Origin of the sequence: Streptomyces capitiformicae (assembly GCF_002214185.1) — a bacterium.
GTDB classification, from domain to species: Bacteria; Actinomycetota; Actinomycetes; order Streptomycetales; family Streptomycetaceae; genus Streptomyces; species Streptomyces capitiformicae.
Genome location: NZ_CP022161.1, coordinates 728,185 through 752,873 on the forward strand (window position 1 = coordinate 728,185; position 24,689 = coordinate 752,873).

A 24,689-nucleotide genomic window follows, 5' to 3' on the forward strand; every position below is an offset into this window, starting at 1 on the left:
GTATGCCGGATTCCCGATCGAGGGGATCAGGTGGACGATGGAGAGGGCATGTCCCGTCCCCGTCAGCGCAGCCGAACCAAGCAAGTGGAGCACCGTGAAACGCCTGCAGTGGCCGAGTTGGATGCCGATCGACCCGTACATCCTGCTGTTGCTCGGGACGGTGGGCCTCGCGGCACTCCTCCCGGCGCGGGGTACGGCCGCCGACGTCGCGTCGGGGGCGTCGACGGCGGCGATCGCCTTCCTCTTCTTCCTCTACGGTGCCCGGCTCTCCACCCGTGAGGCCCTGGACGGCCTCAAGCACTGGCGACTGCACGTCACCGTCCTGGCCTGCACGTTCGTCGTGTTCCCGCTGCTGGGTCTGGCCGCCCGCGGCCTCGAACCGGTGTTCCTGAACCACTCGCTCTACACCGGTCTGCTCTTCCTCACCCTCGTCCCGTCGACCATCCAGTCGTCGATCGCCTTCACATCGATGGCCCGCGGCAACGTCCCGGCGGCGATCTGCGCGGGCTCCTTCTCCTCCCTCGCGGGCATCGTCATCACCCCGCTGCTCGCGGCGAGTCTGCTGGGCGGCAGCGTGGGCGGCTTCTCCGCCGACGCGATCTGGAAGATCGTGTTCCAGCTGCTGGTGCCGTTCGTCGCGGGGCAGGTCGCCCGCCGCTGGATCGGCCCCTTCATCACCCGGCACAAGAAGATCCTCGGCCTCGTCGACCGCGGCTCGATCCTCCTCGTCGTCTACGTCGCGTTCAGCGAAGGCGTGGTGCGCGGGATCTGGAGCCAGGTCAGCGCGCTGCGGCTCGCCGGGCTGCTGGTCGTCGAGGCCGTGCTGCTCGCGGTGATGCTCACGCTCACCTGGTACGGGGCGAAGGCCCTCCGCTTCGACCGGGCGGACCGCATCGCCATCCAGTTCGCCGGCTCGAAGAAGTCCCTGGCCTCCGGGCTTCCCATGGCGAGCGTCCTGTTCGGCGCCGAGGCCTCCCTCGCCGTCCTCCCACTGATGCTGTTCCACCAGATGCAGCTCATGGTGTGCGCGGTCATCGCCAAGCGCCGCTCGCACGACCCGGTGGAGCGGGCGGTCACGGAGCAGCGAGACGAAGCGACAGGAACCGAGGTCGGTACAGGGTCACGTTCCGCGTGATGTTCAGCTGCGCCGTCGTCCCGTTCGCGTCCAGCCAGTTGACGTCGTAGCTGAGGACGAGCCGCCCGTCGTCGGCCGCCTCGTGCGCCTGCGGGTTGTACGCCGCGACCCCGCCGTCGGGCAGCGGCGGACTGAAGCCCCTGGTGGGCCCGTGCCAGGGACCGGTGGGGGAGCAGGCCCAGTACGCGGTGACGGTCGTCAGCCCCTCGGTACCGGCGGCCATGGTGAACAGCACATATGTACGGCCGTCCCGTACGACCGTGAACGCGCTGCCGACCCCCTTGTCGTCCCCGTTGCCGAGCACCGCCGCCGGACGCCCCCGCACCGCCCACCGGGAGCCGTCCCAGTACTCCCACGCCCCCGGCTGGCCGAGCCTGCCGCGCGGCACCCGGGCGACATACGCGTGGGACGTCGGCCGGGAGGCGGCCTGGGCGTCGGTGCCGCCGAAGACGTACGTCCAGTCGCCCGCGTCGACGGCTGTCGTGCCGAACAGGACACGCCGGGCGGGATCGGCGACGGATCCCTGGTCCAGCACCGTCGTGATGCCCTCCAGCCGCAGATCCGGCAGCGACAGCGTGGCCACCTCCGTCGCCGTGGGCACCCCGTAGATCCACGGCGACTGCCCCGCCGTCCGCGTCCACAGCAGCACGCGTACGACCTGCTCGGCCGAGCCGGGGGAGCGGGGTTCGACCCGGGCGGCCACCGGCCAGCGCCACTGCTGCGGGGCCGGGTCCGGGAACACGGGTGCCGGAAGCGTGGATTCCAGGCGGCCCGAAGGCGACATCACCACGGCCGAGTTGCGCACCAGGGGAGCCGAGACATCCCGCCACGCCACGGACTCGCCGACCGGGTTGGGCGGTGCGTACACCTGACCGAGGTAGGTGTCGGAGAACAGCCACAGCACCCGCCCGTCCGGGAGCCGTACCGAGTGGGTGCCGTCGCCGCCGGTCCAGTCGTCGGTGCGGGTGGCGTCGTCGCCGTAGCGGGCGAACTCGCCGGTCAGGGACGTGTCAGGGTCCCAGTCCCGCACCGTCCGGGCCGTGCAGGTGCGGCCGCCCTCCCGGTCGTCGTCCGGGAGGGCGGTGAGCAGCACGGCCGCGAGGACCAGCACCAGGCCCAGGATCAGGGCGGGTCCGGTCCCCGACAGCCGTCGTGCTCGTGCGTCGTCGGGCACGGAAGGGACGTTAGTTGCCTCCGCTCACCCGGTCCATGGGCAGCCACAGGATCGAGCCTTCGGACGTCGTACTCGCGGCGCGCAGTCCGCTCACCTCCTCGTCGCTCAACGCCCGGTCGTGGACGCGGACTTCGTCGAGGGCGCCGGTGAAGTGGACGCGGCTGTCGACCCGTTGCCCGATGTGCACCCCGAACGGGGAGTTCCGGCTCACCGATCCCGTCACATCGGCGGTGCTGAACGGCGTGCCGTCCACGAAGAGCGTGAGCTGCCCGCCGCCTCGACGCAGCGCGAGGTGATGCCACTGCCCGTCGTTGTACGCGCCCGTCGACCGCACGGACGCGGTCCGCGGCGCGGTCGCCCCGTCCCGCACGGTGATCAGCCCGGTCAGCCGCCCGGCCGCCGGCTCCCCGCGCAGCCACACCTGCGGCTGGGTCGTCCCGACCCCGCCCATCCACAGCATCGGCTGCTCACCGGTGGTGGCCGTGTAGCGGAACCAGAGCGACGCGGTGAAGTCCTTTGTACCCAGGGGGAGTTGACGGCGGTACGGCAGCCGTACGGCGTCGTCGGTGCCGTCGAACTCGATCGCGCCGCCGAACGCCCCGTCCGTCGGACGCGCACCGCCGAGTACGGCGGCCCGCCGGCCGTGAGGCGCCTTGTCGGGGGTCGTCGGGTCGGCGCCCCGGCGCGGCTTCAGCCAGTCCTCGGTGAAGCGGGCGAAGCGGATCTCGTCGCGGGCATCTATCGCTCCCCCCTCGTACATCAGGCCCACGACGTCGTTGCCGCCGGCACCGCCGATCCGCACCAGGTCCGAGTAGCCGGACCAGTCCGTGGTGACGACCGTGCCCCGGTCCACGCTCTCCCAGGTGCGTCCGCCGTCGTACGAGGAGCGGACCATCATGGTCCGGCGGCGGTCCGGGTCGGCCGGGCAGGCCAGCAGCAGCCGGTCGCCCAGCCGCAGTACGGAGCCCTGGACCTGAGGCGTGTACAGGTCCGGCTGGGCCCGGAACGGGGAGACGAAGCTGTCGCCGCCGTCGCGGCTGACCGTCTGGCTGCGATGGCCGAGGTCGGTGCCGTCCTGCTCACGGCCGCTGACGAACACCGAGCCGTCCTGACGCTCCGTCAGCGTCAGCTCGGACGGCTTCTGGCGGAACGTGCCGACGTCCGCGATCGGCCACGAGTCCGTCGCGCCGATCTTCCAGCTGTCGCCGCCGTCGTCACTGGTGATGAGCGCCGCGTGGTTGGCGGTGACCCGGCCGTTCGCCCAGGTCTCGGTGTTCACCCCGAAGACGAGACGCCCCGCGTGCCGACCCTTGCTGAGCTGGATGCCGTGCACGGGGCCCGTGGCGTACCAGGAGTTCCAGTGGGCCGGGCGGATCTCGGCGCTCAGATCGCGCGGAGTGGACCAGGTCAGGCCGTCGTCGTCGCTGTGCTGGAGATGCGGGGTGCGGTCGCAGGGCACCGAGCAGCTCGCGCTGTCCGTACGGCCCGTGTTGTACGTCTCGGCCAGCACGATCCGGCCGGTCTCGCGGTCCACGATGGGCGCCGGGTTGCCGTGCGTGTCGCCCGCACCCTCGTTGACGACCTGGAGCGGACCCCACGTACGGCCGCCGTCCGTGGACCGCTTGAGCACGATGTCTATGTCGGCGGCGTCCCCGCAGTTCAGCACCCGGCCCTCGGCGAACGCCAGCAGCGTGCCCTTCGTCGTCCTGACGACGGCCGGGATGCGGAAGCAGGCATAGCCGGGGTCCTGGGAGGCCTTGAACAGCACCTGCTCCTCGAACTCGGCGGCCTTCGGCTCCGGTGCGACTTCGGCCGCCGCTCCGGTGGGGTGGGCGACGGCCAGGAGGGCGCCGGTGGTGAGTAACGCGAGGAGAGTGGTTCTGAGGCGTGCGTGAAGACTCGACGGCATGGTGCGGCCAGCCCTTCATCCATCTAGGCATATGGACATCTGGACATCCCACGTCCAACGTGCGGCCACAGACGCTACTTGTGCCCTCAGCGCACCCACAAGAACCATGCGAGAGTTGTGGAACGGCGTGTCTCAGGGCCCGGTGACGCCGCGTCAGGCTTGGCCTGGGGCGCCTGAGAGCTCGGGGGGTTGGGAGTGCGTTGGCGGGTGCGGGTTGTATGTGGTTGCTCGCGCGGTTCCCCGCGCCCCTTAAAAACCAGGGGGCGCCCCCAGTTCTTCAGGGCGCGGGGAACCGCGCGACAAGCCCTGGAATCCGCTACCCGGACCGGGGGGCGGCGAAAAACGACGGGACCCCGGCGGCGCAGGGGGCGCTCTCCGCCGACCGGGGCCCCGCCGGCCGGTTCAGGCCTGGGCCGCGCTCCGCAGGGCGAGCCGGTGCTCACCCGCATACACGTTCATGGAGTTGCCCCGCAGGAACCCCACCAGTGTCAGCCCCGTCTCCGCGGCCAGATCCACCGCCAGCGACGACGGCGCCGAGACCGCCGCCAGCACCGGAATCCCCGCCATGACCGCCTTCTGCGCCAGCTCGAACGACGCCCGCCCCGACACCAGCAGGATCGCCCGGGACAGCGGCAGACCCCCGTTCTGCAACGCCCGCCCCACCAGCTTGTCCACCGCGTTGTGCCGCCCCACGTCCTCCCGTACGTCCAGCAGCTCACCGTCCTCCGAGAACAGCGCCGCCGCGTGCAGACCCCCGGTCCGGTCGAAGACCCGCTGAGCCGCGCGCAGCCGGTCGGGGAGGCTCGCGAGCAGTTCGGGGTCGACGCGGACCGGGGGAGTGTCGGCGATCGGCCAGCGGGCCGTCGTACGGACGGCGTCCAGCGACGCCTTGCCGCACAGCCCGCAGGAAGACGTCGTGTACACGTTCCGTTCGAGGGTGATGTCGGGGATGGCCACACCCGGCGCGGTCTTCACATCCACCACGTTGTAGGTGTTCGAGCCGTCCACCGTGGCGCCCGCGCAGTAGACGATGTTCTGGAGATCGCCGGTCTCGCCCAGCACTCCCTCGCTCACCAGGAACCCCGCCGCCAGCGCGAAGTCGTCACCCGGCGTGCGCATCGTGATCGCCAGCGGCTTGCCGTTGAGCCGGATCTCCAGCGGTTCCTCGGCGACCAGTGTGTCCGGCCGGGTGGAGACCGCCCCGTCCCGGATCCGGATCACCTTGCGTCGTTCCGTGACTCGTCCCATGTCGTGTCTCAGTCCCGGTTCTGTACGTGCTGGTAGCCGAAGCGGCCCTTGATACACAGGTTGCCGTGGGTCACCGGGTTGTCGTGCGGTGAGGTGACCTTCACGATCTCATTGTCCTGCACGTGGAGCGTGAGGTTGCAGCCCACACCGCAGTACGCGCACACGGTCGTGGTCTCGGTCTGCTCGGTCTCGTCCCACGTACCCGCCGCCCGCATGTCGAACTCGGACTTGAAGGACAAGGCCCCCGTGGGGCACACCTCGACGCAGTTCCCGCAGTTCCCGCAGTTCCCGCAGTTCCCGCAGTTCCCGCAGTTCCCGCAGTACACGCAGGCGGAATCCGTGAGGGGCCCGTCGTGCTCCACCGCGATCCGCGCATCGAACCCACGCCCGGCCACGGAGATCGCGAAGCTGTTCTGCCACTGGTCCCCACACGCGTCCACGCACTTGTAACAGAGGATGCACTTGTCGTAGTCCCGCACATAGAGCTCGCTGTCGATCCTCGGTTACTCGTTGAGCCGGGCCGCGTCCGGACCGAAGCGGTCCGGTTTCGCCTCGTACTCCTTGATCCACTCGGCGATCCGAGGGGTTGAGCCCGCACTTCATGCGGCGCTCCTCAGCGCGAGCAGGTCCGAGATGGCGTGGACGGTGCGGAGCGTGGGCACCTCGACGCCGGTGATGTCCGCCAGCTCGACGACGGCGGCGAGGAGGACGTCGAGTTCCAGGGGCTTGCCGCGCTCCAGGTCCTGGAGTGTGGAGGTGCGATGGTCGCCCACACGTTCGGCGCCGGTCAACACGTTCGGCGCCGGCCATCCGCCGCTCGATGGAGACTCCGACCTCGCAGCCGAGGGCCTCGGCGACGGCGAGCGTCTCGGCCATCATCGTCTCGATGACCTTGCGGGTGCCGCCGTGCAGACACATCTGCCGCATGGCCGCGCGGGCCAGGGCGCTGATCGGGTTGAACGAGATGTTGCCGAGCAGCTTGATCCAGATGCCGGCCCCGGATGTCGGGCTCCACCGGGCACTCGAGGCCGCCGGCCGTCATGGCCTCGCTGAACGCGAGACAGCGCCGGGACACGCCCCGGTCGGGCTCGCCGATGGAGAACCGGGTGCCTTCCAAGTGCCGGACGACACCCGGGCCTTAGAGCTCGGTGGCCACGTAGACGACACAGCCGCAGCAGAGGCTCGATCAGTGGCCCGCACGCCGCGTACGAGTGGGTCTTGAGGCCCAGGAAGACGAAGTCGACCGGACCGATCCCGGCCGGGTGGACCGATCCCGGCCGGGTCGTCGGTGGCGTGCGCGCGGGCGCGGGCGGTGAAGTCCCCGCGCGGGCTGAGCACGCGCACCCCGTCCCGCCTCATGGCCGCCAGATGCGGTCCACGGGCGACGAGATGCACATCGGCGCCACCGCGGTGGAGCGCGGCGCCGACATGGGCGCCGATCGCACCGGCGCCGAGAACTGCGACTTTCATGGCGAGGGAGCTCCGTTCGGTCGAGGGATACCGCGGAGATGACGCACTGTCGAACTGTGTCGACGAAATATTGTCTACAGTATGGAGTTGCCCCAGCAAGGGTTCGCGCAGTGCGGGGCGTTCGTAGCAGGGGTCGCGTCGCAGCGACGGGTAGGCCGCGGTGACCGTTCGGCGCTTCGTGCATACCGCTCATCGCATACGGTCGACGTGCCGCCTTCTCAACTCCCTTGTCACTCCCTACCGTCCGGGATCATGAGTCCCCCCGTCGCACCCCCGGGCTGGAGCCGCTGGCTCGTTCCCCCGGCCGCGCTCTCCGTACATCTCTCCATCGGACAGGCCTACGCCTGGAGCGTGTTCAAGCCGCCGCTCGAATCGGCCCTCGGCCTGAGCGGCACGCAGAGCGCGCTGCCCTTCCAACTCGGCATCGTCATGCTCGGTCTGTCCGCCGCGTTCGGCGGGACACTCGTGGAGCGCAACGGGCCGCGCTGGGCGATGACCGTGGCCCTGATCTGCTTCTCCTCCGGCTTTCTGCTCGCCTCACTGGGCGCGGCCACCGAGCAGTACTGGCTGATCGTCTTCGGCTACGGCTTCGTCGGCGGCATCGGCCTCGGCATCGGCTACATCTCGCCCGTCTCGACCCTGATCAAATGGTTCCCGGACAGGCCGGGCATGGCCACCGGCATCGCGATCATGGGCTTCGGCGGCGGCGCGCTCATCGCCTCGCCGTGGTCCGCGCAGATGCTGGAGTCCTTCGGCTCCGACTCCTCCGGCATCGCCCTCGCCTTCCTCGTGCACGGACTGTCGTACGCCGTGTTCATGCTGCTCGGCGTGCTGCTGGTCCGCGTGCCGCGAAGTGAGGGCCGTATGAGCACTGCCAGCGGGCCGAGTGTCTTCGAGGGGCCGCAGGTCTCCGCCCGCAACGCCATCCGCACCCCGCAGTTCTGGTGCCTGTGGGTCATCCTCTGCATGAACGTCTCCGCGGGCATCGGCATCCTGGAGAAGGCCGCACCGATGATCACGGACTTCTTCGCCAAGTCCTCCACCCCGGTCACCGTCACCGCGGCCGCCGGTTTCGTCGCGCTGCTCTCGGCGGCCAACATGGCGGGCCGCATCATCTGGTCGTCCACGTCCGACCTCATCGGACGCAAGAACATCTACCGCGTCTACCTGGGCGTGGGCGCGCTGATGTACCTGCTGATCGCGCAGTTCGGTGACTCCTCCAAGCCGCTGTTCATCGTCTGCGCCCTGGTGATCCTCTCCTTCTACGGCGGTGGCTTCGCGACCATTCCCGCCTACCTGAAGGACCTCTTCGGCACCTACCAGGTCGGCGCCATCCACGGTCGGCTGCTCACCGCCTGGTCCACGGCCGGAGTACTCGGACCGCTGATCGTCAACTGGATCGCGGACCGGCAGGAGGAGGCGGGCAAGGACGGCGCCGACCTCTACGGCATGTCCTTCTTCATCATGATCGGGCTGCTCGTGATCGGCTTCGTCGCCAACGAGCTGGTACGGCCGGTCAACCCCCGATTCCACATCCCCGCCCCGAGGGAGGCCGCCGATGTCGTCCAGCGACAGCACTCCGAACCCGCCTGACCGGCGGCCGCTGATCGCCTTCGCCTGGCTGTGGGTGGGGGTACCGCTCGGTTACGGACTGTACGAACTCGTACGCAAGGCCACGCAACTGTTCACCGGGTGAGTGCTCGGACGTCCAGAGGTCTGACAGAAGCCCACAACCCGGGCCCGTCATTACTGTCGCCTCACCCGTCCTCGTACCCGTGAGTCACTGATCAGACTGGTGGATCCCGCTGACCACAGGCTATGAGGGGGACCCACCCATGAACGGCTCGCGGATCGCCGCCGTCGGCCACTACCAGCCCGCCAAGGTGCTCACCAACGAGGACCTGGCGGGCATGGTCGACACGAGTGACGAGTGGATCACGAGCCGAGTGGGCATCCGCACCCGGCACATCGCGGGCCCGGACGAGCCCGTCGACGAGCTCGCCGGGCACGCCGCCGCCAAGGCGCTCGCCGCGGCCGGCCTCGGCCCGGACGCCATCGACCTGGTCGTCGTCGCCACGTCCACGGCCGTCGACCGCTCCCCGAACATGGCCGCCCGGGTCGCCCACCGGCTCGGCATCCCCTCTCCGGCCGCGATGGACCTCAACGTCGTCTGCGCAGGCTTCACCCACGCCCTCGCCACCGCCGACCACGCCGTACGCGCGGGCGGTGCCACCCGGGCGCTCGTCATCGGCGCCGACAAGATGTCCGAGGTCACGGACTGGACGGACCGTACGACCTGTGTCCTCGTCGGGGACGGGGCGGGCGCGGCCGTCGTCGAGGCCGCCGACGAATCCGGCATCGGTCCGGTGCTGTGGGGATCGGTGCCCGAGATGGGGCACGCCGTACGGATCGAGGGCACGCCCGCGCGGTTCGCGCAGGAAGGGCAGAGCGTCTACCGCTGGGCCACCACCAAGCTGCCGCCCATCGCCCGTGCCGCCTGCGAGAAGGCGGGGCTCGCGCCCGCCGATCTCGCCGCGGTCGTCCTCCACCAGGCCAACCTGCGCATCATCGAACCCCTCGCCGAGAAGATCGGCGCGGTCAACGCCGTGGTCGCACGGGACGTCACCGAGTCCGGCAACACCTCGGCCGCGAGCATCCCGCTCGCCTTCTCCAAGCTCGTCGAGCGCGGGGCGATCTCCAGCGGCGACCCGGTCCTGCTGTTCGGCTTCGGCGGAAACCTGTCGTACGCGGGACAGGTCGTCCGGTGCCCATGACCACCTCCAACGGGTCGTAGACTGTAGACGAAAGACAATTCATACTGGCTCTGCCTCTACGTCTAACTGACGCTTTGCCTCTGACTGACTTTCCGTTTGCAGTGCCCGGTGGCGCTCTGGAGGGGACCGCGATGTTGTCGGCAGGACTTCCGCAAGGAGCTGTGCCCAGGCTCGAACGCCCCGGTCCACTGCGTGACCGCGTCTACGAGGCACTTCTCGAACTCATCACCACGCGCGCCCTGCGCCCCGGCCAGCACCTGGTCGAGAGCGAGCTCGCCGGGCACCTCGGGGTGTCCCGGCAGCCCGTCCGCGAGGCCTTGCAGCGACTCAACACCGAGGGCTGGGTCGACCTGCGGCCCGCGCAGGGTGCCTTCGTGCACGAGCCGACCGAGGGGGAGGCCGACCAACTCCTCACGGTGCGCACCCTGTTGGAGGCCGAGGCGGCCCGCCTCGCCGCCGCGAACGCCGGCACGGCCGGCATCACGGCCCTGGAAGAGCTGTGCGCCGAGGGTGAGCGTGCGGTCGACGCCGATGACGTGGACGCCGCCGTCGCCATGAACGCCCACTTCCACGCCAAGGTCATGGAGCTGGCGGGCAACGCCGTCCTCGCCGAACTCGCCGCCCATGTCGACCGCCGCGTCCGCTGGCACTACACCCCCGTCGCCCGCCAACGCGGCCACCAGTCCTGGATCGAACACCGCGATCTGATCGCCGCCATTTCCGCCCGCGACGAACAGAGGGCCACGGAGGTCATGCGGGCCCACACGGAGCACACGCGGAAGACGTACCACGAGCGGGAGAAGTAGGAGGCCCGCCGTAGGGGTTGCCGCGATCGTCGGCTGAGGGTCCGTCGTGGCTGGTCGCGCAGTTCCCCCGCGCCCCTTACGGGGCCGCGGTACTTGAACCCCGCTACTCTCACCCCCGCTTTGTCCTCTCAGTGGAGAAAGTAAGCGGCAATTGCTGCGCGACTTCTTCCCGCTTCCGGCATCCACTGCTACTTTCCCTTCGAAAGCCACACACGGCGGTGCCGATGAGGCGGGGAGGGGCTCGTGAGACGCATGACGGCTCGACCCGCGAACGCACACCAGGCCCGCCTGCTGCGCCTGCTACGCGACGGCGGCCCCAACTCCCGTGCCCAGCTGGGTGATCGCATCGACCTCTCCCGGTCGAAGCTGGCCGTGGAGGTGGACCGCCTCCTGGAGACGGGCCTGGTCGTGGCCGATGGCCTCGCCGCCTCCCGCGGCGGTCGCCGCTCGCACAACATCCGGCTCGCCCCCCAACTCCGCTTCCTCGGCGTCGACATCGGCGCGACCTCCATCGATGTCGCCGTCACCAACGCGGAGTTGGAGATCCTCGGCCACATCAACCAGCCCATGGACGTACGGGACGGCCCGGTCGCCGTCTTCGAACAAGTCCTCTCCATGGCGGCCAAGCTGAAGGCCTCCGGGCTCGCGGAGGGGTTCGACGGCGCCGGTATCGGCGTCCCCGGACCCGTCCGCTTCCCCGAGGGTGTGCCGGTGGCCCCGCCGATCATGCCGGGCTGGGACGGATTCCCGGTGCGCGAGGCGCTCAGCCAGGAACTCGGCTGCCCCGTCATGGTCGACAACGACGTGAACCTGATGGCGATGGGGGAGCAGCACGCGGGCGTCGCACGCTCCGTGGGCGACTTCCTCTGCGTCAAGATCGGCACCGGCATCGGCTGCGGCATCGTCGTCGGCGGCGAGGTCCACCGCGGGGTGACGGGCAGCGCCGGCGACATCGGGCACATCCTCGCCGTACCGGACGGCCGCCCCTGCGCCTGCGGCAACCGGGGCTGCCTGGAAGCCCACTTCAGCGGCGCCGCCCTTGCCCGCGACGCCAAGGAGGCCGCCCAGCAGGGTCTCTCGGCGGAACTCGCGTCCCGTCTGGAGACGAGCGGCACCCTCAGCGCCGTCGACGTCGCCGCCGCGGCCGCCGCCGGTGACGCCACCGCACTCGAACTGATCCGCGAGGGCGGCAACCGCACCGGCCAGGTCATCGCCGGACTCGTCAGCTTCTTCAACCCCGGCCTGGTGGTGATCGGCGGCGGGGTGACCGGTCTCGGCCACACCCTGCTCGCCGCCATCCGCACCCAGGTCTACCGCCAGTCACTGCCCCTCGCGACCGGCAACCTCCCCATCGTCCTCGGCGAGTTGGGCCCCACCGCCGGAGTCATCGGCGCGGCCCGCCTCATCAGTGATCACCTGTTCTCACCCGCGTAAGCCACTCACTCGTCACTCACTCGATACGGCTCACCAGCACGACCACCTGCTCTGCCCTGCCCTGAAACCGGCCCGCACGCCCGCCAAGGGGAACTCATGGCACCAGAACCACCGCTGCTCACCATGTCCGGCATCACCAAGTCGTTCCCCGGCGTCCGGGCCCTCGACGGTGTCGACCTCGACGTCCAGGCCGGAGAGGTCCACTGTCTGCTCGGCCAGAACGGCGCAGGCAAGTCGACCCTCATCAAAGTCCTCGCCGGCGCCCACCAGCCCGACGGCGGCACCATCACCTGGCACGGGGAAACGGTCGCCCTCCGCTCACCGATCGCCGCCATGCGCCTCGGCATCGCCACCATCTACCAGGAACTCGACCTGGTGGAGGGCCTGTCGGTGGCCGAGAACGTCCACCTCGGGCACGAACCCACGGCCGCCGGTTTCGTCGTACGCGGAAAGGCGGCGCGGGCGTCGACCGCCGCTCTGCTCAAGCGACTCGGGCACCCTGAGATCGATCCGGCCCGGCTGGTGGGCGAGTTGTCCGCCGCCCAGCAGCAGATCGTGTCGATGGCCCGGGCGCTCTCCCACGACGTACGGCTCATCGTCATGGACGAGCCGTCCGCCGCGCTCGACCCGGACGAGGTCGACAACCTGTTCAGGATCGTCGGAGACCTGACGGCGGACGGGGTCGCCGTCGTCTACATCTCGCACCGCCTGGAGGAGATCCGCAGGATCGGCGACCGGGTGACCGTGCTGAAGGACGGGCGGGCCGTGGCGGGCGGGCTGCCCGCGAAGTCGACGCCGACGCGCGAGGTCGTGGCACTGATGACGGGCCGGAACGTCGAGTACGTCTTCCCGGACCGGCCACCGGCGCGACCGGCGGCCGGTACGCCCGTACTGGAAGTGAGGGGGCTGGCCCGGGCGGGGGAGTTCGAGCCCTTCGATCTGGACGTGCGGCCCGGCGAGATCGTCGGCCTCGCCGGGCTCGTCGGCTCCGGCCGGTCCGAGATCCTGGAGACGATCTACGGCGCCCGCAAGCCCACCGCCGGTCAAGTGAGCGTGGACGGACAGCAGTTACGGACAGGCAGCGTACGGGCTGCCGTACGGGCCGGGCTCGGGCTCGCCCCCGAGGAGCGCAAGGCGCAGGCGCTGCTGATGCTGGAGTCCGTCACCAGGAACGTCTCCGTGTCGTCCATGTCCCGCTTCTCCCGCGGCGGTTGGATCGACCGGAGCGCAGAGCACCGGGCCGCGCGGGCCGCGACCCGGGAGTTGTCGCTGCGCCCGGACAACACCTCCGTGCAGGTGCGCACCCTCTCCGGCGGCAACCAGCAGAAGGCCGTCCTCGCCCGCTGGCTGCTGCGCGGCTGCAAGGTGCTGCTGCTGGACGAGCCGACCCGGGGCGTCGACGTGGGCGCCCGCGCCGAGCTCTACGCGGTCGTACGCCGCCTCGCCGACGAGGGGCTCGCCGTGCTGCTGGTCTCCAGCGAGGTGCCCGAGGTCCTCGGCCTCGCCGACCGCGTGCTGGTACTGCGCGAGGGCCGCGTCGTCCACACCGCGCCCGCCGGTGAACTCGACGAACACCGCGTACTCGACCTCGTGATGGAAGGAAGCCCCGTGGCCACAGAAGGGAGCCCGGCGTCATGACCCAGCCCGTGTCCCCGCCCCGGGGCGGCACCGACAAGATGGCACCTGTCAGCGAACCGCCAGCCTGGCGCGCACTCGTGTTCCGAGCCGACGTCCGCACGCTGTCGTTGCTCGGTGTCCTCGCCGTACTGATCGTCATCGGCGGCATCACCAAGCCGGACGAGTTCCTCGACACCCGCAACCTTCAACTCGTCCTCACCCAGGCCTCGGTGATCGGTGTCGTCACGGTCGGCATGACCTTCGTCATCACCTCCGGCGGCATCGACCTGTCGGTCGGCGCGATCGTGGCGCTGGCCTCCGTCTGGGCGACGACGGTCGCCACCCAGGAGTACGGCTTCGGCGGCATCCTCTTCACCGCGGTGATCGTCGGCGTCGGATGCGGCCTGGTGAACGGACTGCTCATCGCGTACGGCGGGGTGGTCCCCTTCATCGCCACCCTCGCCATGCTCGCCTCGGCCCGCGGTCTCGCCCTCCAGATCACCGACGGCAGCACGCAGGTCGTCACCATCGAGGGCATCCTCGACCTCGGCGAGCGCGACGCGTACATCCTCGGCATCCCGCCACTCGTCCTCGTCTTCGCGGTCGTGACGATCATCGGCTGGCTGCTGCTGAACCGTACGACCTTCGGCCGGCGCACGGTCGCCGTCGGCGGCAACGCGGAGGCGGCCCGGCTGGCGGGTATCGACGTACGTCGGCAGCGGCTGTATCTGTACCTGCTCTCCGGGCTGTGCTGCGGCATCGCCGCCTTCCTGCTGATCGTGCTGTCCGGGTCGGGCCAGAACACCAACGGCAACCTCTACGAACTCGACGCCATCGCCGCCGTGATCATCGGCGGAACCCTGCTCAGCGGCGGCCGGGGCACCATCACGGGCTCCGTCCTCGGCGTCCTGATCTTCACCACGATCACCAACATCTTCGCGCTCAACAACCTCCAGAGCGACGTCCAGCAGATCGCCAAGGGCGCGATCATCGTCGCCGCGGTCCTGGTCCAGCGACGTACGGCCCACACGACCTGAGGCCCCTGTGACTCCTGTGACCCCTGATTCCCTCTGAGGCCCTTGAGGTCCCTGAGACCCCTGAGACGCATGCCTTCCCCTCCGCCTGATCCGCCCCGCATGCCTGACACGGAAAGGCCCACGCCATGGCACACCTCACGAGCCGCAGAGGACTGCTCTTCGGGACCGCCGCCGTCTCGGCCGGCGCCCTCCTCACCGGTTGCACCAGCAATGAGTCCAAGGAAGATCCCGCCGCCAACGAGCAGTCGGCCGCCGACGACAAGCCCGGCAAGGCGGTCACCATCGGCTTCGCCGGGCCGCAGGCCGACCACGGCTGGCTCAACGCGATCAACGAGAACGCCAAGAGCCGCGCGGAGCGGTACGAGGACGTCACGCTGGAGATCACCGAAGGGTCCAACGACACCGCCCAGCAGATCGGCCAGATCGAGACCCTCATCAACAAGAAGGTCGACGTCCTGGTCGTCCTGCCCGCCGACGGCAAGGCGCTCACCCAGGTCGGACTGAAGGCGATGCGCGCCGGCATCCCCGTCGTCAACCTCGACCGGATCTTCAACTCCCCGCAGGCGTACCGCTGTTGGATCGGCGGCGACAACTACGGCATGGGCCTCAACGCCGGGCACTACATCGGCGAGAAGCTGAAGGACAAGGGCGACGCCCGCGTCATCGAGCTGGCCGGGCTCGACAACCTGGAGCTGACCCAGCAGCGCACCAAAGGCTTCGACGACGCGCTCAAGAACTACCCGAACATCAAGAAGGTGGCCCGGCAGGCGGCCGAGTTCACGGTGGAGTCGGGGCAGGCCAAGATGGCCCAACTCCTCCAGGCCCAGTCGAACTTCGACGCCCTGTGGAACCACGATGACGACCAGGGTGTCGGTGCCCTGCGCGCCATCGAGCAGGCCGGACGCGACGACTTCCTGATGGTCGGCGGCGCGGGCGCCCTCTCCGCCTTCCAGGCCATCAAGAAGGACGACGGGGTGTTGAAGGCCACCGTCCTCTACCCGCCGACCATGGCCGCCTCCGCCATCGACCTCGCCCGCGCCCTCGGCCAGGGCAAGGGCGTCGGCGGCCTCGCCGAGTTCGAGATCCCGGCCTCGCTCACGCTCTACTCGGCCGTCGTCGACAAGGCCAACGTCGACCAGTACATGCCCACCGGCTTCAAGTGACGAGTCCTGCGGGAGTCCTGCCGGACGGGTCCGACCAGTCTGGCCAGTCTGGCCAGTCTGGCCAGTCTGGCCAGTCTGACCGGTTTGACCGGGCTGATCGGAAACGAAGGCAGGGCCCCGCCCCCCACCGCGCCGCGATCACGAGGAGGACACACGCATGGGACAGCCGCAGCAGCCCGACCAGGCCGAGGCGGAGGAGTCAGGAGCCGCTGGGCCTGATGCCGGGGGCGTCACGGGAGCGGGGGCCGTCACGGGAGCCGGGGGCGGGCTCGGGGCCGAGCCGGGCATGGGGGACGGGGCTTCCGGGCCCCGGGGCGGGCCCGGGGCGAGGCCCGACAGCGCTGCCCATGTCGGCACCGGCGCCGCGACCTGGCCCGCCGGGCTCGCCGGAGGGGTCGGCAAGCCTCCGCTGCGGGTCGGCATGGTCGGGTACGCCTTCATGGGGGCCGCGCACTCCCAGGGCTGGCGCACCGCGGGCCGTGTCTTCGAGCTGCCGCTCAGCCCCGTGCTCGCGGCGGTCTGCGGGCGTGACGGCGATGCGGTGCGGGCCATGGCCGACCGGCACGGCTGGGCGGCGACCGAGACCGACTGGCGGGACCTGATCGCCAGGGACGACATCGACCTCGTCGACATCTGCACCCCCGGCGACAGCCACGCCGAGATCGCCCTCGCCGCCCTCGCCGCAGGCAAGCACGTGCTCTGCGAGAAGCCGCTCGCCAACACCGTCGAGGAGGCGGAGGCGATGGCGACGGCGGCCGAAGAGGCATACGAGCGCGGGCAGTTGGCGATGGTCGGCTTCAACTACCGCCGGGTGCCCGCCACCGCGCTCGCCCGCCGCATGGTCGCCGAGGGACGGCTGGGCCCCCTGCGGCACGTACGGGTGACGTACCTTCAGGACTGGCTCGTGGACCCGGAGTTCCCGCTCACCTGGCGGCTGCGCAAGGACACGGCCGGTTCGGGGGCGCTCGGCGACCTCGGCGCGCACATCGTCGACCTCGCGCAGTATCTGGCGGGTGAGCCGGTGATCGGGGTGTCGGCGCTGACCGAGACCTTCGTGACGGAACGGCCGCTGCCCGCCGGGGCGTCCAGCGGTCTGGCGGCGGCGGGAGGCTCGGCGGACAGAGGGGCGGTCACCGTCGACGACGCGGCCCTGTTCACCGGCCGTTTCGCCTCTGGCGCGGTTGCCTCCTTCGAGGCCACCCGCTTCGCCACCGGCCGCAAGAACGCCCTGCGCCTCGAACTCAACGGTGAACGCGGCTCGCTGGCCTTCGACCTGGAACGGCTCAACGAACTCGCCTACCACGACCACACCGAACCCGGCGCCCACGCCGGCTTCCGCCGCATCCTCGTCACCGAGCCCGACCACCCCTACGTGGACGCCTGGTGGCCGCCGGGCCACGGCCTCGGCTACGAGCACACCTTCGTCCACCAGGCCCGTGACCTGGTGCATGCCATCGCGACGGGAACCCGGCCCGAGCCGTCCTTCGCCGACGGGCTTCAGGTGCAGCGCGTGCTCGCGGCGGTGGAGGAGAGCGCCGAGAAGAACTCCGTCTACACCCCGACCCACATCCCGAACCACACCACGACAGGGCTCTGACTCCGGTCCGAGGAGGCCACGGCAATGCCGCGCAACTTCACGCTCTTCACTGGCCAGTGGGCCGACCTGCCCCTCGAAGAGGTCTGCCGACTCGCCCGCGACTTCGGCTACGACGGACTCGAACTCGCCTGCTGGGGAGACCACTTCGAGGTCGACAAGGCCCTCGCCGACCCGTCGTATCTCGACTCGCGCCACCAACTCCTGGAGAAGTACGGCCTGAAGTGCTGGGCCGTCTCCAACCACCTCGTGGGCCAGGCGGTGTGCGACGCCATCATCGACGAACGTCACCGCGCCATCCTCCCGGCCCGTATCTGGGGCGACGGCGAGCCCGAAGGCGTACGGCAGCGGGCCGCGGCCGAGATGGCCGACACGGCACGGGCCGCGGCCGCCCTCGGCGTCGACACCGTCATCGGCTTCACCGGCTCCGCCATCTGGCATCTGGTCGCCATGTTCCCGCCCGCCCCCGAATCCATGATCGAGCACGGCTACGAGGACTTCGCGACGCGCTGGAACCCGATCCTCGACGTCTTCGACGCCCAGGGCGTGCGGTTCGCGCACGAGGTCCACCCGAGCGAGATCGCGTACGACTACTGGACGACCCAGCGCGCCCTGGAGGCCGTCGACCGTCGTCCCGCCTTCGGCCTCAACTTCGACCCCTCGCACTTCGTGTGGCAGGACCTCGACCCGGTCGGCTTCCTGTGGGACTTCCGCGACCGGATCTACCACGTCGACTGCAAGGAGGCCCGCAAGCGGCTCGACGGCCGCAACGGCCGCCTCGGCTCGCATCTGCCCTGGGGCGATCCGCGCCGCGGCTGGGACTTCGTGTCGGCCGGGCACGGCGACGTCCCCTGGGAGGACGTCTTCCGCATGCTGCGCTCCATCGACTACCAGGGCCCCATCTCCGTCGAGTGGGAGGACGCCGGCATGGACCGGCTCCAGGGCGCCCCCGAGGCCCTGACCCGCCTCAAGGCGTACGACTTCGAACCGCCGTCGGCCTCCTTCGACGCGGCGTTCGGCGGCAACGACTAGACCCTGGTTCCGCAAGGGCGCTTCCTGTCTCCGGGGTGACGGCGCACCCCGGCGTACCGCACACACCCGTACAGCTCCGTACGACCGGCCCCTCCTTGGAGGCATCTCGTGCACCCGTACGACGCCAACAGACACCCCACCAGCCACTTCAGACGCCGGAGCGTCCGCGGCCCCCTCGCACTGCTGAGCGGTCTGCTGCTCGCGGGCGCCTCGCTCTCGCTCACCTCGCCCGCTGCGGGCGCGGCCGAAGCCGCCGCTGCAGACGCCGCCCCGCAGGCCGCCGAGGCCGAGGACTTCCAGCAGGTCACCCTGGCCAAGGGTGAACCGGAGACGGGCGAGCCCATGTCGCTCGCCGTCCTCCCGGACCGCTCGGTCCTGCACACCTCCCGCGACGGCGAGCTGCGGCTGACCGACGCGGCGGGCAACACCAAACTCGCGGGCAAGCTCGACGTGTACTCCCACGACGAGGAGGGCCTGCAGGGCATCGGCGTCGACCCGGGCTTCGCCGACAACCGCTTCATCTACCTCTACTACGCGCCCCCGCTGAACACCCCTGCGGGCGACGCCCCCGAGACCGGCACCGCTGCCGACTTCGCACCCTTCAACGGCGTAAACCGGCTCTCCCGCTTCGTCCTGAAGACGGACGGCACCCTCGACACGGCCAGCGAGACGAAGATCCTCGACGTCCCCGCCTCCCGCGGCATCTGCTGCCATGTCGGCGGCGACATCGACTTCGATGCGGCCGGCAACCTGTACCTGTCGACGGGCGACGACAGCAACCCGTTCCAGTCGGACGGCTTCACCCCCATCGACGAGCGCGCCAACCGAAACCCGGCCTTCGACGCCCAGCGCACCTCCGCCAACACCAACGACCTGCGCGGCAAGATCCTGCGCATCAAGGTGAACGCCGACGGCTCCTACTCCGTCCCCGACGGCAACCTCTTCGCACCCGGCACGGACAAGACGCGCCCCGAGATCTACGCGATGGGCCTCCGCAACCCGTTCCGCTTCAGCGTCGACAAGAAAACCGGCATCCTCTACGTCGGTGAGTACGGCCCCGACGCCGGCGCCGCCAACCCCTCGCGCGGCCCGGCCGGCCAGGTCGAGTTCGCCCGGGTGACCAAGCCCGGCAACTTCGGCTGGCCGTACTGCACCGGCGACAACGACGCCTACGTCGACTACGACTTCGCCACCGGCACCTCGGGCGCGGCCTTCGACTGCTCGGCCCCCAAGAACACCTCGCCGAACAACACCGGTCTCACCGACCTGCCGCCCGCCGAGCCCGCCTGGATCCCGTACGACGGTGCCTCCCGCCCGGAGTTCGGCGACGGCTCCGAGTCCCCGATGGGCGGCCCGGTCTACCACTACGACGCCTCGCTGGACTCCCCGGTGAAGTTCCCGGAGGCGTACGACGGAGACTTCTTCGCCGGTGAGTTCGGCCGCCGCTGGATCAAGCGGATCACCTCGGACGCGGACGGCACCGTACAGTCCATCAACTCCATACCCTGGACCGGCACCCAGGTCATGGACATGGCCTTCGGCCCGGACGGCGCGCTGTACGTCCTCGACTACGGCATCTCCTGGTTCGGCGGCGACGAGCACTCCGCGCTGTACCGCATCGAGAACGCCACCGACGGCCACTCCCCGGTCGCCCAGGCCGCCGCCGACCGTACGTCCGGGCAGGCGAAGCTCAAGGTGCGCTTCTCCTCCAAGGGCACCAGCGACCAGGACGGCGACGCCCTCACCTACCGCTGGGACTTCGGCGACGGCGGCACCTCCACGGCGGCGAACCCGACGCACACCTACAAGAAGAACGGCACCTACACGGCGACCCTCACCGCGAAGGACTCCTCCGGTCGCACCGGCAGCGCCAGCGTGCGGATCGTCGTCGGCAACACCGCGCCCAAGGTCGCACTGCAACTCCCGCAGGACGGGCAGCTGTTCGCCTTCGGTGACGCCGTGCCGTTCAAGGTGAAGGTGAGCGATCCGGAGGACGGCCGGCCGATCGACTGCTCGAAGGTCAAGGTCACCTTCATCCTGGGCCATGACAGCCACGGCCACCCCGTGACCTCCGCCAACGGCTGCACCGGCACCATCCAGACCAGCGCCGACGGCGGCCACGACCCCAACGCCAACATCTTCGGGGTCTTCGACGCCGAGTACACCGACGGCGGAGGCGGCGGCCAGGCCCCGCTGACCACCCACGACCAGAACGTCGTCCAGCCCAAGCACCGCCAGGCCGAGCACTACGGCGACTCCTCGGGTATCACGGTGCAGTCGAAGGACACGGCACACGGCGGCAAGACGGTCGGCGACATCTCGAACGGCGACTGGATCTCCTTCACGCCGTACGTCCTGTCCAACGCCACGAAGATCACCGCGCGTATCTCCTCCGGGGGCGCGGGCGGCAGGCTGGAGGTCCGTGCGGGCTCTCCGACCGGCCGTCTCCTCGGTGCCGCGACCGTGCCGGTGACCGGCGGCTGGGAGAACTTCCAGGACGTCACCGCCGACCTGTCCCGGGCACCGCGCGGCACCACCACCCTCTTCCTGGTGTTCAAGGGGAGCGGCTCGGGTGGCCTGTTCGACGTGGACGACTTCGCCTTCACGACGAGGTGAGGGGCTGCCATGCGAAGGAACGCACGCATGTGGACCGCTGTGGGTGGCGCGGCGCTGCTGATCGGCTGCGTGTCGGGGCCGGCCGTGTCCGATGAGACGGGCCGATCCCGTACGGGCCACTCTGCCGAGCCCCGGGTGCTGGTGTTCTCCAAGACCGCGGGCTTCCGGCACGACTCGATCCCCGAGGGGATCGCGGCCGTACGGGAGCTGGGCGCCGCGCACGGCTTCTCGGTCGACGCCACGGAGGATGCCGCAGCCTTCACCGCCCGGAACCTCGGGCGCTACAACGCCGTGGTGTTCCTGTCGACGACGGGTGACGTCCTGAACGAGGCCCAACAGGGCGCGTTCGAGCGGTACATCAAGCGCGGCGGGGCGTACGTGGGCATCCACGCGGCCGCCGACACCGAGTACGACTGGGCCTTCTACGGCGGACTCGCGGGCGCGTACTTCCAGTCGCACCCCGCGATCCAGCCCGCGACGGTCGACGTCGAGGACCACGCCCACCCGGCGACCTCGGGCCTGGGCGCGACCTGGAACCGTACGGACGAGTGGTACAACTACCGTTCCAATCCCCGCGACCGGGCCCATGTCCTCGCCTCGCTCGACGAGTCGTCGTACAGCGGCGGCACCATGAACGGCGACCACCCGATCGCCTGGTGCCAGAACTACCAGGGCGGCCGCGCCTTCTACACCGGAGGCGGCCACACCAAGGAATCGTTCGCCGAACCCGCCTTCCGGCAGCACCTGCTGGGCGGTATCCGATGGGCGATCGGTGCGGCCCAGGCTGACTGCCGACCGGAGAACGGCTACCAGCCGCTCTTCGACGGCGGTTCCCTGGAGGGCTGGCGGCAGGCCGGGCCAGGCTCGTTCACCCTGAACGGCGACGGCACGCTGACGTCGAGCGGCGGCATGGGCATGCTCTGGTACGCCGCCTCGGGCTTCGGCTCGTACTCCCTGAAGCTCGACTGGAAGATGGCCGGCGCCTCGGGTGACGACAACTCCGGTGTGTTCGTGGGCTTCCCGCCCTCGGACGACCCATGGTCGGCCGTGAACAACGGCTACGAGATCCAGATCGACGCCACCGACGTACCCGAGAAGACCACCGGGTCCGTCTACGGCTTCCGGTCCGCCGACATCAGGAAGCGCGACCGCGCGCTGAACCCGCCGGGGGAGTGGAACACGTACGAGATCCGCGTGGAGGGCGAACGCCTCCGCGTCTGGCTCAACGGCGTGAAGATCAACGATTTCACCAACACCGACCCGGCCCGGAGCCTCAGCGACGGACACATCGGCATCCAGAACCACGGTGCCGACGACCAGGTGTCCTTCCGTGACATCCGGATCAAGGAACTGCCCGAGCGAGCCGCCCGGTCCGCGGTCTCGCCCCCGGGCGACTGAGCGGTGGCGGGCGGGGGACGCCGGACCCCCGCCCGCCACCTTCCCCTCCCCGCTTCCGCCGTTTCTTCCGTCGGTGTCCGCGTACGTACGACAAGGAGGCCAGCCATGTCCGTGTCCCGTTCCTCGCGGCCCGAAGGAGCCGAGCCCCGGGTGGGCGTATGGCTGGTCGGAGCACGCGGCTCCGTCGCCACGACCGTCGTCGCCGGCCGTGCGGCCGTCACAGCGGGCCTGCACGCCCCGACGGGCATGGTCACCGAGACCTCTCTCTTCGCCGACTCGGGCCTCCCTCCGCTCTCCTCCCTCGTCTTCGGCGGCCATGACACGGTCGACTGCCCGCTCCCCAAACGTGCGGAAGCCCTGGCGGCCGGCGGGGTCCTCCCACATGGCCTCCCCACGGCGATCACCTCCGAACTCGCCGCCGCGGACCGGGAGATCAGGCCCGGCGGCCCCCTCCCGGGCGACACCAGGGACCCCGACGAGCTGATCTCCACCTTCACCGCCGACATCCAGGACTTCGTAGGACGCCGGGGACTGGCCCGGGCCGTCGTCGTCCACGTGGCCTCGACGGAACCCGCGCCGACCGGCTCCGACCTGCCACCCAGCTCCCTGTACGCGGCGGCGGCCCTGCGCGCCGGCTGCCCCTACGTGAACTTCACCCCCTCGACGGGCCTGCACCACCCCTCGCTGGTGTCCTTGGCGGGGTCGGTAGGCGTCCCCTACGCGGGCCGCGACGGCAAGACCGGCCAGACCCTCCTCCGGTCGGTCCTGGGCCCGATGTTCGCCCAGCGGGCGCTGACCGTCCGGGCCTGGTCCGGCACGAACCTCCTGGGCGGCGGTGACGGCGCCGCCCTCGCCGACCCGGCCGCCGCCGCCGCCAAGAACGCCGGCAAGGAACGCGCCGTGACCGACACCCTGGGCACGACCCCCGAGGGTCAGACCCACATCGACGACGTCCCCGCCCTCGGCGACTGGAAGACCGCCTGGGACCACATCGCCTTCGACGGCTTCCTCGGCACCCGCATGACCCTCCAGACCACCTGGCAGGGCTGCGACTCCACTCTCGCCGCCCCCTTGATTCTCGACCTGGCCCGCCTCCTCACCCGCGCCCACGAAGCGGGCCTCACCGGCCCCCTGACCGAGCTCGGCTTCTACTTCAAGGACCCGTTGGGCGAGGGCCCTTCGGCCCTGGGGGAGCAGTACGCGGCGTTGACGGCATTCGCGGAGCGGCTGCGCGGGAGGGCACGAGGCCGGCGGAGCGGGGAGCCGGTACCGGAGCACGCCGGCGAGGCGAACCTCTAGTGAATCCACAGCAGCCCCTTTCGACGAACCCCGACGTGCCTCCACATCTCTCACCACGGTCATCTCAGCCGTTCCCATCGCCTTCGTCCGCCATCACCTCCCCTCCCACTCGCCTTTCCTTCGGCTACGGCACCAACGGCCTCGCCGACCTCCGCCTCGACGACGCCCTCGCCCTCCTCGCCGACCTCGGCTACGACGGCGTGGGTCTGACCCTCGACCACATGCACCTCGACCCGCTCGCCGCCGACCTGGCCGCCCGCACCCGGCGGCTCGCCCGGCGGCTCGACGCCCTCGGCCTGACCGTCACCGTGGAAACCGGCGCCCGCTACGTACTCGACCCCCGCCGCAAACACGGCCCCACCCTGCTGGACCCCGCCCCGGACGACCGCGCACGCCGGGCCGACCTGCTCATCCGCGCGGTACAGGTCGCCGCCGACCTGGGAGCCCACGCCGTGCACTGCTTCAGCGGGGTCACCCCGCCCGGCACGGACGAGGACACCGCCTGGAAACGCCTCCCCGACGCACTCACCCCCGTCCTGGACGCCGCCACCGCCGCCGACATCCCCCTGGCCGTCGAACCCGAACCCGGTCACCTCCTCGCCACACTCGCCGACTTCCACCGCCTCCGGGCCGCCCTCGACAGCCCTGCCGCACTGGGACTGACCCTCGACATCGGCCACTGCCAGTGCCTCGAACCCCTCCCTCCGGCCGACTGCGTCCGCGCCGCCGCCCCTTGGCTGCGGCACGTCCAGATCGAGGACATGCGCCGCGGAGTCCACGAACACCTGCCCCTGGGCGACGGGGAGATCGACTTCCCGCCCGTCCTGGAAGCCCTCGCCGACGTCAGCTACCAGGCCCTGACCGTCGTCGAACTACCCCGCCACTCCCACGCCGGCCCTCACTTCGCCGAACAGTCCCTCTCCTTCCTCCACCGCACAACCAGCCGCCCGTCCCTTCCCCGGTCCGACCGCACAACCGGTCGC

General features: G+C 70.5%; 17 protein-coding genes and 3 pseudogenes. 15 read left to right on the forward strand and 5 right to left on the reverse strand.

What is annotated here, in order from left to right; all coding sequences use genetic code 11:
- Nucleotides 1–94 precede the first annotated feature (94 nt).
- Nucleotides 95–1,135, forward strand: coding sequence for a bile acid:sodium symporter family protein (locus tag CES90_RS03155; RefSeq protein ID WP_189783148.1), 1,041 nt, complete (start codon nucleotides 95–97; stop codon nucleotides 1,133–1,135).
- Here the strand turns inward: CES90_RS03155 and CES90_RS03160 are convergent.
- The 5 genes and pseudogenes from CES90_RS03160 to CES90_RS03180 form a co-directional block, all read right to left on the reverse strand.
- Nucleotides 1,074–2,309, reverse strand: coding sequence for a hypothetical protein (locus CES90_RS03160; protein ID WP_189783147.1), 1,236 nt, complete (start codon nucleotides 2,307–2,309; stop codon nucleotides 1,074–1,076). The genes CES90_RS03155 and CES90_RS03160 overlap by 62 nt on opposite strands.
- A gap of 10 nt (nucleotides 2,310–2,319) precedes the next feature.
- Complete coding sequence (locus CES90_RS03165) at nucleotides 2,320–4,218, reverse strand: sialidase family protein (RefSeq protein ID WP_189783146.1); 1,899 nt, start codon at nucleotides 4,216–4,218, stop codon at nucleotides 2,320–2,322.
- A 402-nt stretch (nucleotides 4,219–4,620) separates the two neighbouring features.
- Nucleotides 4,621–5,466 carry a formate dehydrogenase accessory sulfurtransferase FdhD gene (gene fdhD, locus CES90_RS03170; RefSeq protein ID WP_189783145.1) on the reverse strand — a complete coding sequence of 282 codons (846 nt, stop codon included), beginning with the start codon at nucleotides 5,464–5,466 and terminating at the stop codon, nucleotides 4,621–4,623.
- Between the two features lie 8 nt (nucleotides 5,467–5,474).
- Nucleotides 5,475–6,056, reverse strand: a pseudogene (locus CES90_RS03175) (2Fe-2S iron-sulfur cluster-binding protein); the annotation flags it as partial.
- A gap of 9 nt (nucleotides 6,057–6,065) precedes the next feature.
- Nucleotides 6,066–6,936 (reverse strand): annotated as a pseudogene (locus CES90_RS03180) (2-dehydropantoate 2-reductase).
- A gap of 252 nt (nucleotides 6,937–7,188) precedes the next feature.
- On the opposite strand from CES90_RS03180, the gene CES90_RS03185 reads away from it, so the two are divergent.
- The 14 genes and pseudogenes from CES90_RS03185 to CES90_RS03250 all read left to right on the forward strand — a co-directional run.
- Nucleotides 7,189–8,529: an OFA family MFS transporter gene (locus CES90_RS03185; protein ID WP_189783144.1), complete on the forward strand. Its 1,341-nt coding sequence runs from the start codon at nucleotides 7,189–7,191 to the stop codon at nucleotides 8,527–8,529.
- Entirely contained in the window at nucleotides 8,495–8,632 is a 138-nt protein-coding gene (locus CES90_RS03190) for an MFS transporter small subunit (protein ID WP_189783143.1), read from the forward strand. Before CES90_RS03185 ends, CES90_RS03190 begins: the two co-directional genes overlap by 35 nt.
- Nucleotides 8,633–8,771: 139 nt before the next feature.
- Nucleotides 8,772–9,710, forward strand: a complete 939-nt coding sequence (locus CES90_RS03195; protein WP_189783142.1) for a beta-ketoacyl-ACP synthase III — start codon at nucleotides 8,772–8,774, stop codon at nucleotides 9,708–9,710.
- Nucleotides 9,711–9,841: 131 nt separating this feature from the next.
- A complete protein-coding gene (locus tag CES90_RS03200) occupies nucleotides 9,842–10,516 on the forward strand; it encodes a GntR family transcriptional regulator (RefSeq protein WP_189783141.1) in 675 nt (224 codons plus the stop codon).
- Between the two features lie 252 nt (nucleotides 10,517–10,768).
- Complete coding sequence (locus CES90_RS03205; protein ID WP_189783140.1) at nucleotides 10,769–11,950, forward strand: ROK family transcriptional regulator; 1,182 nt, start codon at nucleotides 10,769–10,771, stop codon at nucleotides 11,948–11,950.
- 96 nt (nucleotides 11,951–12,046) lie between these two features.
- Nucleotides 12,047–13,588, forward strand: coding sequence for a sugar ABC transporter ATP-binding protein (locus tag CES90_RS03210; RefSeq protein ID WP_189783139.1), 1,542 nt, complete (start codon nucleotides 12,047–12,049; stop codon nucleotides 13,586–13,588).
- Nucleotides 13,585–14,604 carry an ABC transporter permease gene (locus CES90_RS03215; protein ID WP_189783138.1) on the forward strand — a complete coding sequence of 340 codons (1,020 nt, stop codon included), beginning with the start codon at nucleotides 13,585–13,587 and terminating at the stop codon, nucleotides 14,602–14,604. Before CES90_RS03210 ends, CES90_RS03215 begins: the two co-directional genes overlap by 4 nt.
- A 125-nt stretch (nucleotides 14,605–14,729) precedes the next feature.
- The gene (locus tag CES90_RS03220) at nucleotides 14,730–15,767 is read left to right on the forward strand and encodes a substrate-binding domain-containing protein (protein WP_189783137.1); all 1,038 of its coding nucleotides are present in this window, start codon (nucleotides 14,730–14,732) and stop codon (nucleotides 15,765–15,767) included.
- 157 nt (nucleotides 15,768–15,924) lie between these two features.
- Nucleotides 15,925–17,364: a Gfo/Idh/MocA family protein gene (locus tag CES90_RS03225; RefSeq protein WP_189783136.1), complete on the forward strand. Its 1,440-nt coding sequence runs from the start codon at nucleotides 15,925–15,927 to the stop codon at nucleotides 17,362–17,364.
- 24 nt (nucleotides 17,365–17,388) lie between these two features.
- On the forward strand, nucleotides 17,389–18,393 hold the full coding sequence (locus CES90_RS03230) for a sugar phosphate isomerase/epimerase family protein (protein ID WP_189783135.1): 1,005 nt from the start codon (nucleotides 17,389–17,391) through the stop codon (nucleotides 18,391–18,393).
- Between the two features lie 108 nt (nucleotides 18,394–18,501).
- Nucleotides 18,502–21,009: a PQQ-dependent sugar dehydrogenase gene (locus CES90_RS03235; RefSeq protein ID WP_189783134.1), complete on the forward strand. Its 2,508-nt coding sequence runs from the start codon at nucleotides 18,502–18,504 to the stop codon at nucleotides 21,007–21,009.
- A 27-nt stretch (nucleotides 21,010–21,036) separates the two neighbouring features.
- Nucleotides 21,037–22,407, forward strand: a complete 1,371-nt coding sequence (locus tag CES90_RS03240) for a ThuA domain-containing protein (protein WP_373313333.1) — start codon at nucleotides 21,037–21,039, stop codon at nucleotides 22,405–22,407.
- Nucleotides 22,408–22,512: 105 nt separating this feature from the next.
- Nucleotides 22,513–23,706 carry an inositol-3-phosphate synthase gene (locus tag CES90_RS03245; protein WP_189783132.1) on the forward strand — a complete coding sequence of 398 codons (1,194 nt, stop codon included), beginning with the start codon at nucleotides 22,513–22,515 and terminating at the stop codon, nucleotides 23,704–23,706.
- A 92-nt stretch (nucleotides 23,707–23,798) separates the two neighbouring features.
- Nucleotides 23,799–24,677, forward strand: a pseudogene (locus CES90_RS03250) (sugar phosphate isomerase/epimerase family protein); the annotation flags it as partial.
- Between the last annotated feature and the right edge of the window lie 12 nt (nucleotides 24,678–24,689).

Bases quoted from the DNA above. Each gene is read 5' to 3' on its own strand.
- CES90_RS03205 (WP_189783140.1), top strand. From the start codon at position 10,769: ATGACGGCTCGACCCGCGAACGCACACCAGGCCCGCCTGCTGCGCCTG.
- CES90_RS03195 (WP_189783142.1), top strand. From the start codon at position 8,772: ATGAACGGCTCGCGGATCGCCGCCGTCGGCCACTACCAGCCCGCCAAG.
- CES90_RS03240 (WP_373313333.1), top strand. From the start codon at position 21,037: ATGTGGACCGCTGTGGGTGGCGCGGCGCTGCTGATCGGCTGCGTGTCG.
- CES90_RS03200 (WP_189783141.1), top strand. From the start codon at position 9,842: ATGTTGTCGGCAGGACTTCCGCAAGGAGCTGTGCCCAGGCTCGAACGC.
- CES90_RS03230 (WP_189783135.1), top strand. From the start codon at position 17,389: ATGCCGCGCAACTTCACGCTCTTCACTGGCCAGTGGGCCGACCTGCCC.
- CES90_RS03220 (WP_189783137.1), top strand. From the start codon at position 14,730: ATGGCACACCTCACGAGCCGCAGAGGACTGCTCTTCGGGACCGCCGCC.
- CES90_RS03190 (WP_189783143.1), top strand. From the start codon at position 8,495: ATGTCGTCCAGCGACAGCACTCCGAACCCGCCTGACCGGCGGCCGCTG.
- CES90_RS03185 (WP_189783144.1), top strand. From the start codon at position 7,189: ATGAGTCCCCCCGTCGCACCCCCGGGCTGGAGCCGCTGGCTCGTTCCC.
- CES90_RS03165 (WP_189783146.1), bottom strand. From the start codon at position 4,218: ATGCCGTCGAGTCTTCACGCACGCCTCAGAACCACTCTCCTCGCGTTA.
- CES90_RS03215 (WP_189783138.1), top strand. From the start codon at position 13,585: ATGACCCAGCCCGTGTCCCCGCCCCGGGGCGGCACCGACAAGATGGCA.
- CES90_RS03210 (WP_189783139.1), top strand. From the start codon at position 12,047: ATGGCACCAGAACCACCGCTGCTCACCATGTCCGGCATCACCAAGTCG.
- fdhD (WP_189783145.1), bottom strand. From the start codon at position 5,466: ATGGGACGAGTCACGGAACGACGCAAGGTGATCCGGATCCGGGACGGG.
- CES90_RS03225 (WP_189783136.1), top strand. From the start codon at position 15,925: ATGGGACAGCCGCAGCAGCCCGACCAGGCCGAGGCGGAGGAGTCAGGA.
- CES90_RS03245 (WP_189783132.1), top strand. From the start codon at position 22,513: ATGTCCGTGTCCCGTTCCTCGCGGCCCGAAGGAGCCGAGCCCCGGGTG.